Source organism: Acinetobacter sp. OYA S30 (assembly GCF_033599315.1).
In the GTDB taxonomy this organism is placed as follows: domain Bacteria; phylum Pseudomonadota; class Gammaproteobacteria; order Pseudomonadales; family Moraxellaceae; genus Acinetobacter; species Acinetobacter baumannii.
The window spans coordinates 1-9,793 of record NZ_JAWVAV010000065.1 but is presented as its reverse complement, the minus strand read 5'-3'; the positions used below and the strand labels follow the sequence as shown (position 1 = coordinate 9,793).

19 protein-coding genes are annotated in these 9,793 nt (G+C 36.9%); 16 read left to right on the top strand and 3 right to left on the bottom strand.

Annotated features, from left to right (window positions below; all coding sequences use genetic code 11):
- From R5R67_RS18240 to R5R67_RS18230, 3 genes are all read right to left on the bottom strand, one after another.
- Positions 1–384 (bottom strand): hypothetical protein (locus R5R67_RS18240; RefSeq protein ID WP_318755074.1); only part of this gene is annotated, 384 nt, incomplete at its 3' end.
- A gap of 199 nt (positions 385–583) precedes the next feature.
- The gene (locus R5R67_RS18235; protein ID WP_038344064.1) at positions 584–1,612 is read right to left on the bottom strand and encodes a hypothetical protein; all 1,029 of its coding nucleotides are present in this window, start codon (positions 1,610–1,612) and stop codon (positions 584–586) included.
- A 60-nt stretch (positions 1,613–1,672) separates the two neighbouring features.
- Entirely contained in the window at positions 1,673–2,362 is a 690-nt protein-coding gene (locus tag R5R67_RS18230) for a LexA family protein (RefSeq protein ID WP_038344066.1), read from the bottom strand.
- A gap of 127 nt (positions 2,363–2,489) precedes the next feature.
- Between R5R67_RS18230 and R5R67_RS18225 the strand changes: the two genes are divergently transcribed.
- From R5R67_RS18225 to R5R67_RS18150, 16 genes are all read left to right on the top strand, one after another.
- The gene (locus R5R67_RS18225; protein WP_001217697.1) at positions 2,490–2,666 is read left to right on the top strand and encodes a Cro/CI family transcriptional regulator; all 177 of its coding nucleotides are present in this window, start codon (positions 2,490–2,492) and stop codon (positions 2,664–2,666) included.
- Positions 2,663–2,926: a hypothetical protein gene (locus R5R67_RS18220; protein ID WP_032000213.1), complete on the top strand. Its 264-nt coding sequence runs from the start codon at positions 2,663–2,665 to the stop codon at positions 2,924–2,926. Before R5R67_RS18225 ends, R5R67_RS18220 begins: the two co-directional genes overlap by 4 nt.
- Positions 2,927–2,969: 43 nt before the next feature.
- On the top strand, positions 2,970–3,257 hold the full coding sequence (locus R5R67_RS18215) for a hypothetical protein (RefSeq protein WP_025464538.1): 288 nt from the start codon (positions 2,970–2,972) through the stop codon (positions 3,255–3,257).
- Positions 3,254–4,135, top strand: a complete 882-nt coding sequence (locus tag R5R67_RS18210) for a replication protein (protein WP_260644405.1) — start codon at positions 3,254–3,256, stop codon at positions 4,133–4,135. The genes R5R67_RS18215 and R5R67_RS18210 overlap by 4 nt, the downstream gene beginning before the upstream one ends.
- A gap of 2 nt (positions 4,136–4,137) precedes the next feature.
- Positions 4,138–4,938, top strand: a complete 801-nt coding sequence (locus R5R67_RS18205; protein ID WP_000137332.1) for a hypothetical protein — start codon at positions 4,138–4,140, stop codon at positions 4,936–4,938.
- Complete coding sequence (locus R5R67_RS18200; RefSeq protein ID WP_000017854.1) at positions 4,935–5,342, top strand: hypothetical protein; 408 nt, start codon at positions 4,935–4,937, stop codon at positions 5,340–5,342. The genes R5R67_RS18205 and R5R67_RS18200 overlap by 4 nt, the downstream gene beginning before the upstream one ends.
- Entirely contained in the window at positions 5,339–5,746 is a 408-nt protein-coding gene (locus tag R5R67_RS18195; protein ID WP_000778994.1) for an HNH endonuclease, read from the top strand. The genes R5R67_RS18200 and R5R67_RS18195 overlap by 4 nt, the downstream gene beginning before the upstream one ends.
- A gap of 95 nt (positions 5,747–5,841) precedes the next feature.
- Positions 5,842–6,060 (top strand): hypothetical protein, encoded by a 219-nt coding sequence (locus R5R67_RS18190; RefSeq protein WP_029749821.1) that lies wholly within the window; start codon positions 5,842–5,844, stop codon positions 6,058–6,060.
- Complete coding sequence (locus R5R67_RS18185) at positions 6,057–6,461, top strand: DUF1064 domain-containing protein (protein ID WP_057691425.1); 405 nt, start codon at positions 6,057–6,059, stop codon at positions 6,459–6,461. Before R5R67_RS18190 ends, R5R67_RS18185 begins: the two co-directional genes overlap by 4 nt.
- Before the next feature lie 2 nt (positions 6,462–6,463).
- Complete coding sequence (locus tag R5R67_RS18180) at positions 6,464–6,877, top strand: antiterminator Q family protein (RefSeq protein ID WP_070423386.1); 414 nt, start codon at positions 6,464–6,466, stop codon at positions 6,875–6,877.
- Between the two features lie 150 nt (positions 6,878–7,027).
- Positions 7,028–7,711 carry a hypothetical protein gene (locus R5R67_RS18175; protein WP_000005274.1) on the top strand — a complete coding sequence of 228 codons (684 nt, stop codon included), beginning with the start codon at positions 7,028–7,030 and terminating at the stop codon, positions 7,709–7,711.
- Positions 7,712–7,780: 69 nt separating this feature from the next.
- Positions 7,781–7,999 (top strand): hypothetical protein, encoded by a 219-nt coding sequence (locus R5R67_RS18170; RefSeq protein WP_147501848.1) that lies wholly within the window; start codon positions 7,781–7,783, stop codon positions 7,997–7,999.
- Positions 8,000–8,139: 140 nt separating this feature from the next.
- Complete coding sequence (locus R5R67_RS18165; protein ID WP_000048856.1) at positions 8,140–8,367, top strand: YodC family protein; 228 nt, start codon at positions 8,140–8,142, stop codon at positions 8,365–8,367.
- Positions 8,355–8,630: a DUF6953 family protein gene (locus R5R67_RS18160; RefSeq protein ID WP_372387843.1), complete on the top strand. Its 276-nt coding sequence runs from the start codon at positions 8,355–8,357 to the stop codon at positions 8,628–8,630. The genes R5R67_RS18165 and R5R67_RS18160 overlap by 13 nt, the downstream gene beginning before the upstream one ends.
- Before the next feature lie 42 nt (positions 8,631–8,672).
- A complete protein-coding gene (locus tag R5R67_RS18155) occupies positions 8,673–9,320 on the top strand; it encodes a putative metallopeptidase (RefSeq protein WP_264425975.1) in 648 nt (215 codons plus the stop codon).
- A 47-nt stretch (positions 9,321–9,367) separates the two neighbouring features.
- On the top strand, positions 9,368–9,793 hold a 426-nt coding region (locus R5R67_RS18150), incomplete at its 3' end, for a DUF2280 domain-containing protein (protein ID WP_318755068.1).

Sequence of the window (9,793 nt, the reverse complement as noted above, 5' to 3'; positions counted from 1 at the left end):
TCGGATGTCTTCAAATTCGGTGAAATCGTTATATGACTTACCATTAACATCAGTGATTTCATTTACTGTGAGTTGTGTAATATCAATAGCGGTGAATTCAGAACCCGGAACGCCGTAGCTGTCAGGATGAGCTTCAAAATCAAAGCTAACGTTTAAACGGAAGCTATCTAATTTGATGACAGCAACGCCAGAATGTTTACCTGTGATTTTCGCGGTTAACACACCGTAAGTACTTGGTTGAGTTTTAGGTGTAAAAAGAGTAGGTGCGTCTTTTGTTTGGAAAGCTGGTTGTAGCTGGCAAGCAACTAAAGATCCACCAGAGATTGCAAGAGCAGCCATGCTGACAAATGCAAATGAGTTGAATGAGTAAACTTTTACGTTCATAATTGATCTCGCAGTTTGCAAAAGCACATCGGAAGGTAAGAGAGTCGATGTGCTTTTTAGTTGTCTACGAGGTAAAGATTACTTTACAAAACTAAATATGTAAAGTGCGATTTACAATATAATGTAAATCAAACTATACATTTTATTTTAATAAAAAAGAAAACCCACCGTGGTGGTGGGTTTGCATATTTTGGCTTTTCTAAACTTTTTGTGGCTCAGAAGCACCAATAATAATTGAATCTTTATATTTACCATTTTGAGTTTGAGTTTTTATTTTTAGGTAAACCTTAGTGTATCCCCATTCAGCATTCTTAATAGCATTAAGAATTTTTTGATCAAGTGAGTCATTTTCTAAAGTAGCAACAAATACTTGTCCGCTTTCTACATCTTGTAAACGTATTTTTCGCTTTGCAGCATTTGATGAATCAACATATTGAATTATATATAATCCATCAATACGTTTTGGTTCCCAACTTGATTTAGAGGAGGTAGTAATTTCTCTAGCTGCCTCGCCACTAAATTCTACTGCATTTTGAAACTCAACTTTATCTGCAGTTCTGACACTTTTAACTAGTTTTGTAGTAACTTCCTTTGCGTCATTTTTAATTGTTTTTGTAATAGGTTCAGCATTTACAGCTTTTTCAAGTACATCAAGAGTTCTCTGATTAGCTTGATTCAGGATTTTAACAGTTTCAAGACGTTCATTACTTTCTTGTTGTTTTGCTTTCAATTCCAATTCAGCTTTTCTGAGTTGAGTCTGATTTTCAATATGGGTTTGATAGATACTATTGCCACCAAAGGTTGCTATAAGAAAAAGAACGGATACAAAAACTTGTTTGCCAGTCATCCTACCCACCGTTTTCTCAATTAAGTTATTGAATATACCGTCCCAATCTACATTAAAACCTGATGAACCGTTCAAAACTTTCACCTCAAGTTCAAGGTCATCCCTATCTTCTTGAGTTAACTTATTAGGAACCTCATCATTATAGCGTATCAAAGAGTAAGATTTATAGATTGCAGATTGCATCTCCAAAAAACCCTTCATAACTGATGAAGTAATTGTTTGATGAAATTTATCACCCGTAACATGCAAATTAAAAGGAGTAAAGTTTTCAACCTTTATACTTAAATGATCTGTATCAACTTCATTATTTAAAACTTTCTCCAAAAGATTTATAGCATCCATTTCATTCGAAATGATATAGCTTTGCACCGTTGCACTCACTTTGTTTCCCCCCTTTCTCCCGAACTGTTATAAAGTGCCGTGTCGGGTCACGTTTTTTCATCAATTTGGTCTAGATCTTCTTTTTGCTCTATATGTATATCGCATACAGTCAACCACTTGACCGACAAAATAACAATGCTCATCCAAAGGAATGATATTTGGTTCAAATTTAGGATTTAGAGCTTGCAGATAACGAGATCCATCTGTTTCGATAACAAGTTTTTTAAAAGTTGCATCCTCAAATCTTCGAACCACGACCATATCTCCAGATTGCATGTCACTATAGTAAACATCTGGGTCTACAAGAATGTAATCACCCTCCAGAAAGTCAGGTTGGTTACTTACGCCTTGAACTTTTAGATAAAAACAATTAGTGCATTCATCTGGTAAAGGAAGCCATTCTTCAACCATAGATAGATCAACAGATTGCACATTGGTAAAAGTTCCTGCCTGAACCCATGAAAGAACAGGTGCTAATGTTGCTACTCTCTTGGAGACATTATTATCAATTTTTGTAGCATCCATTTTATTGCTTTGACCAGCAAGCCAGTCTTTAGAAACTCCTAAAAACTCAGCAGCTTTTACTAAATTTGAGCCTTCAAGTTCTTGTGTTGGCCCATTTACCCATAGCCCGACATTAGCTCTACTAACGCCAGCAAATCTAGCTAAATCAGTATTCTTGAATCTTTTACCTGTTTCAGACTCATAGTGTTTTATAGCTAAAGACATTCGCTCTTGTAGAGTGCTCATAGTGTAAATCTCATGGCTATTGCCATATGCAAAATGTAAAGAAATCTTAACTTTTCATTTGCAAAGCTTGCTAAACATATTTGTGTAAAGTAGACTTAACAAAGTAAAGCTAAAGATAGGGATTAATATGCGAATTGAGATGAAAACATCAGATGTTCTGGCTCGGTTCAATGCGCCAAAAATCGCAAAAATTTTAAAAATTAGCCGTCAAGCAGTTTACCAGTGGGGTGAATTTGTGCCTGAAGCAGCGGCTTTTAAGCTACTTGAACAAGAACCAACACTACCATTTAAGAGAGTCTCATGAGCCTTGAAAAAGAAGATCTTCGTTTGAAGATGCTGCCCGACATGATGGAGCGTTTGAGATTGATCTCGGATATCCGGGGTAAAGATTATGCGCATCAAGCTGTAATCCTCTTAGAGAAAGCCATTATGGGTGAATATCATGAGGTTAGCTTAATGCTTGAAAGAGCTGAAAAAAATAGGAAAAAAAGGGAGCGTTTAGGATTATTAGGGAAGATCGGGGTAAACCCAGAATCCCAAATTCTAGAAATTAAAAAAGCCTGATGGTCGAGATCAGGCTTCTAGGCATTCAATTGAGGTGAATCAAATGAACACAAATAATCTATCAAATCAACAGCAAATAATCCAGAGCTGGTTTGAGCCGGCTCTTTATACGCTGAATCAATTGCTTGAAAAGAGAAAGGAAAACCTACGCCGAATTAACCGAGACGAAAATAACGCGGCTGTATTAAGAGATGAGCTCGTTGAATCTTTGGCATATCAACATGGCATTTCTTTTTATTTTGCCGGAGAAGTTATCGCAAGTTTAGGTCGAGCTAAAAAGATTCGATTTTTAGGACGGTTTATCCAAGCCGCTGAAGAGGGGAATCAATGAATAATTTTGTACCAAATTCCTTTCAAGTGCCTAATGCATTTGTTGATGAGGTTTTAAATAAAATCTCTGATGCTGCATGCAAAATTTACTTGGTTATTTGCCGTAAAACTCGCGGTTGGAATAAGGAGATGGATTCCATCTCTTTAACTCAATTTGAAGAGATTACAGGGAAGAGTAGGCCGACTGTTGTTAAGTGCCTTAATGAGCTTATCAAGGTCGGTTTAGTCGTGGAACAACCAAGCACAATTCATGGAAATACTTTCAAATTAGGTAACGATACTAGTGTTGGTTTAGTGCTTAAATTCCCTAGTAAAAATTTTTTACTACCTGAAATTTATGGCCAAACTAGTAAAAATTCTTTACCACTGCTAGTTAAAAATTTTAACTACACTAGTAAAAATTTTTTACCGCTACTAGTAAAAATTTTTAACACACAAAGTATCACTATCAAAAACAACTCTCAAAGTAATAAAAAAATAAATAAAAAAAGAGAGTCTGTTTCTGAAAAACCTAAAACAGAAAAACCAAATGAATTTAATCCACGTTCAGTTGAACTACCTGCATGTGTAGATCCAGAGCTGTGGAACAATTTTGTTGATATGCGTGTCAGCATCAAAAAACCACTCTCTGAAAACGCAGTAAAGCTAATCCTTAAAAAACTTATCTCTTTTGGACCTATGGCTAACCAATCACTGGAAAACTCAATTATCGGAAATTATCAGGGTGTATTTGAACCTCGCCAAAATCAAATTCAGGAAAACTCACAATCTCATAACGTTCCTGAAGAACCGGGTTATTTCACTCAGATGTACGCTGAGAGCAACCGTTCAAACGTGATTGATGTTACCCCTGACCAGCAATATATCGGAGGCTATTAATCATGACTGAATTAGCGTCATTCGATAGTTATTTGAAAGAACTAATTGCTGCATACAGAACTAAGTACGCGGTTCAGTTCAATAAGAATTTCCCAGTTGAAGGGAAAAATGCAGTACCAATGCAAATCGTTGAACAACATCTTGCAAAGGCATTGGTTGGGGTTACACCTAATCAACTTCAAAGAGGCTTAGCGCTATTTTACGCTAGTACAAATACCTACATGCCTAACTTCGCTGAATTCCGTGCTATGTGCATGGGTGATGATTGGTGGAGTGCTGAAAAAGCATGGGTTAAGGCTTGTGAATACACACAAATCACTCAGCACAAGAAAGTGAGATTGCCTGATGGGCGTGAGCAAAACCAAGAAATTACTACATTAGCCAAATTTGTACTTGATCAAGTTTATTCGCTTATTCAAGACGGCGAAATGTACAAAGCCAAAATGGAATTTATCAAGGTGTATGACGAGTACAAAGCAGAAGCTCAGTTAAAAGGAAAAGTTCAAGCTTGGTACCAAGAACCAATTTTATTAGCTCAGAAAAATGAGCAAAAGGTGCATATACCAGTTTCCAATGACGAAGCCCAAAAGCATCTCCAATCATTGATGGAACGATTAAAAATCAATGGTCGTAAACCTGCACCAGTACAAAAGCTTAAGGCTAAGGAAAAAGAGCCTGAACTTGCAAAAGAATTAGGGCCAGATCCTTTCGACAATCCGCATGAATACGCAGAGATGTGTCGCCGAGAAGGTATGCCGATACCTAGAAATATTCTTCAGCTAATTGAAGGGGCGAATGTATGAGCCATTTCCAAGATAAGCATGTGATTCATGTTGATGAACAAAATCAAGTTATCAAGTTCACACGTAGAAATGAGATTGTGGAGTGTGATCACGGGCGTATTCAAATATCAAAGGAAGATAATGAGATCCTTTGTATGGACTGCAAAACAAAACTTAATCCAGTTTTATGGATTGCCAAATATTTAGACCAATTGAATCAAGTCACCCAACGTAATAACAGAATGCTGGCAGAGGTCCGTGAAATACAGGCAAAGCTTGAAAAGAAAAATAAGTTTATGTGCAAACACTGCCATGAAGTAAACACTATTGATTTTAAGAAGCTTCCTTCACAAGCAGCTGTAGTGCGCGGTATGGCCGTAATTGATCAAGAGTTTGACGGTATGAAAGTGGAGCATAGCCGATGAAGTTAACTAAACAGCAACGTGCTGAGCTAAAACAAAAGTTTGGTGGACATTGCGCTTACTGTGGTGAGTTGCTTGGCGATAAGTGGCATGCAGACCATATCGAAGCAGTGAAGCGAGATTTAATTCATGTGGGTGGTGGAAAGTTAATTACGGGTGAAATGACTAGACCGCAAAACGACACTTTAGAAAACATGAACCCTGCATGTGTTCCTTGCAATACAAACAAATCGTCTATGCCGCTGGAAGGGTGGCGAAAGATGCTTACACATTACCGTGATGTGCAGTTACTACGCGATAGCACACATGCTCGTCATTTACTTCGATTTGGACTGATTGAAATTAAGTCTGAGCCTGTAAAGTTCTTCTTTGAGACCTACGCTAATTGCAAAGTGGAGGATGTGTGATGGAAGAGTTTGAGCAGTGGTACTTAGATACATATTACAAGCCTTATGGTTTTGTTCCGCCCGCTAATCTATTTGAACGCTATGAAGATACGTACATTAGAGAAAATGTTTATCAACACAACCTTGTATGGCAGCACCTGCAAGCGAAAGTAGTGGAATTGCAAAAGCGTTTAGATGGGGCATTAAAGGAGACTCAATATGCTTTGCAGTATGTTGAAGGGGACATGCGCGGCAATCATGAATTTCTACAAATGGCAATGATTCGAACCTTTAAAGCTTTAGAGCAAGTGCTCAATGGTGGTGAGCCTAAATGACATCAATGAGCCTTGCTGATTACCGCCTTACATGCCCGAAAGTTCAAAAGAAAAAGGGTCGAAACAAGTTTAATGCTTCGAAAATTAAATTGGATGGAATGACTTTTGACAGTACTAAAGAATACAAACGGTATATCGAGCTAAAGGCTCTACAACAACGAGGTGAAATTAAAGAATTGCAGCATCACACAAAATTTGAATTGGCACCGAAGGCAAAATTAGAAGGGGAGAAACGAGCTAAACCAGCACTTAGATATTTTGCCGATTTCACTTATTTCACGACAGCAGGTGAATACGTTGTTGAAGATGTGAAGTCTATAGCTACACGCAAGCTACCGAGTTACCGAAATAAGAAACACCTGATGAAAACAGTTCACAATATTGATGTGAGGGAAGTTTAAACATGAATGCAAAAGTTAATAACAAGACAATGGATTGGTCTAAACGTTCTGCTCATCAATGGTTGGAACAATATGGTCTATGGGTAAGATCAACAAAATTTAAAGTTTCTGCTAATCCTTTAGCATGTCTAATTGACCAAAATGACACAACTAGAATTAGATCAAGTAAGGTCTCTATGCCATGCGAAATTGAAGATTATGAGGCAGTTGAAGTAAGTAAGCTCTTGGCTAAAATGCATAACGATAATAGGGAATTTCTACAAGAAAGAGCTTGGTTTTTAATACTTTATTATGAGAACGACTGGTCTTATTTAACAATTGCAAATGTGCATAGATGTAGTAAAGCAAAGGTACGTGCTGAGATTGATAAAGGCTTGGCATATTTGGATGGAAAAATTGAGGTGTTGCAATCTTGACAGTGCAGCACACTTGGTTTAGATTTGTGATATGGTGGGACGAAGTTATAAGCGTTGCACCAAAATGTTTTAAAAGCTCGCCAAATGGTGAGCTTTTTTGTTCCATGAATTTTAATATAATAAGTTTTTTATAAATCCGAATTAAATAAAATGTCAGAAACTAATCCTTCTAAAAGTGAGAAAACAAAGCTTATTTTTATAATATCTTGTTTCATTGTATTAACGGGGGTAGCTTACAGAATTCTTTATTTAGGACAAATACAGGGATCAGAATTCGTTATATTAGTTATCGCCTCTATGTTCATTTGTTTGACAGGTTATTTTTTAAAAGAAATTCAGGAATTCTCCATTGGAGGCAATCTTTTTAAATTAAGAGATATCGGGAACAAGTCAGAAAAGTTACTTCATGATATGCAAATTGAATATTATAAAATGCGTATCGATATGGCTTTTACACCTACTGGATTTTTCGGTGGAGTTGGAAATTCAATTTTTCAAAGTAAAATTGAATTCTACAATGTTATTAGAGAAATTAAAGATGTGGGGCTGTTGAAAAACCCTACCTTAAGACAAAAGATTGAAATACAACTTAGAAAATCCCTTCAACAACAACTTGAGAATGTTCACTTAATAGGAAATGTGCTTAATGAAAATCCTTTAAATGGCAAAGTTGATCCTTTAGAAATTAGAGGGTTAATCTCAGAAGAAATTATAAGAAAAAATATAAAAGACAATGATTTGTATAGAGATGAAACAACTGCTAAAAATACAATTTTAATGAGAATTGAAATTTATGAGAACTTATTAAAAGCTTGTAATTGGCTTGAAGAGTAATTTTTTAACCTCCTTCGACCGGTTCTCTTTTGTGCTATAGTCCAGACTAATTAAAAACTGGTAAGTAAAATGAATATCTGTGTTGGTGGTGAACTTGATGGGCAAAAGATAGAAAAAGAAGGTAGATTGCTTAAAGCTTCTGATATCGACCTATCTTTTAAAACTGAGTACTACAAGCAAGTTTTTAACCGCGACAACATTAACTATCGTTTCTGGCTACCTATTGGATCTGACTTGCATGATATGTCGGAAAAAGTCCTTAATATCCTTAGAGCTCCTAAAAACTAGTTTTATCGTTTGCCGGACGGATTACGGCACAAGAAGCCCCGCTAAATATCGATTATTGGCGGGGCTTTTTATTTTTAAACTTGAAAATATTTTTATTGTCTCAATATATAAATTTCATTAAAAAATAACGAGTTTTAAACATGAGTAAAGTAAAAACACCTAAATATAAAATTGGTGATAAAGTTAAACTAAATGTTGGGGGACCAGATATGGCGGTTCTTTCCCTTGGTGAAAACTTTCAAACTAAAGAATTTAATGGATTATATTCTTGCCAATGGTTTGCTGGGAAGAAACTTGATTCTGGAAAGTTTCCTGAAGAAAGCCTTGTAGCGGTCACAGATGAAGAAGATCCTGAATCAAAAAAGTAGGTATTAACCAAGTAGTTGAATGGATGATATTAAAACTACGAATTGATGGTTGTCTTTATCAAGATGACGTAGTTGATTACTTGGTTAAGAACTCCTATTTTGATTATCTGAAAGAAAATGCAGATGGTAATTTGGCAATTGCAACCCCATTACTAACTGCCTTTAAAAAACCAACCTTAAAAGAAGTTGTTTGGGTAAAGCCAGATCGTTATTGGCGCTATAGAGTGCTAGAGGATGAACTTGCTCGAGAAGCAAGAGGTTAAATAAGAGCTGCCAAATGGCAGCTTTTTTAATGGGTTAAATTTATGAAAAACGAAGTCGGCTTTCATGTTCCTGTACGTCCAATGCCTCCAGAATGGATTTTTGAAATAGACACTCCAAACTTTGCACCAGCGCCAGAATTGTGGGAATGGATAAGACAGGTTTTTCTAGATCCAAAATCAAAACTATTTAACCCTGATCACATGCATTTACGGTCATTTCGATATCCAGATATTGCTGTGATGTGGGCTAGATCTGGTTTTAAAAAGCAAGGACGTCAGGTCATTGGGACTACTGAAAAAGTCATGATCAATGCTGGTGGCTGGAAGAAAGAACGACAAGAAGAACAATACATCCAGTGGTTCAATTATTTACCTGAATACTTAATTACTTTTGATGCTTCATATTCACGTATAGCAAGTGATGTGAACTTTTGTGCTTTGGTTGAACACGAGCTTTATCACATTGCACATAAGAAGGACCAATACGGAACACCAGCTTATAACAGAGAAACTGGTATGCCTAAGTTAGCTATTCAAGGTCACGATGTTGAAGAATTTACAGGTGTTGTTCGCCGATATGGAGCAACTGAGGATGTTAAACGAATGGTCGAAGCAGCTAATAAAAGGCCTCAGCTCACACGTGCTGATGTTCATTACGCTTGTGGCACTTGTAACTTAAAGGTGGTTTAAATTTTTTTTGCCACTCTACTTGGACGTACTTGGACGGATAGAGATAAATGGCAAGGCTTAATAAACGGGTGAAACTCTATATAGTACGGTCACTTGCTACCTATGAGACACCTAGTGAAACAGCAAGAGGCGTCCAAGAAGAATTTGGTATCACCGTAACCAAACAGCAATGTGAAGCATACGACCCAACAAAGAAAACAGGGCAGGACTTAAGCGAAGAGTTTAAGGCTGAGTTCTACAGAGTGCGCAAGGAAATGAACGACAACCTTAGTGCTATTCCAATCGCTAACATTGCATACCGCCTCAAACGCCTACAACGGTTCATCGATCATGAACAATTCAAAGAAAACCCAGTCATTGTGCCGAGCCTTTTAGAGCAGGCAGCTAAAGAGGTTGGCGGCTTATATACCAATCGCAAGGAAATAACAGGGGCAGGTGGCGGACCAGTCCAAACAGTTAATTCAGAAATTCCA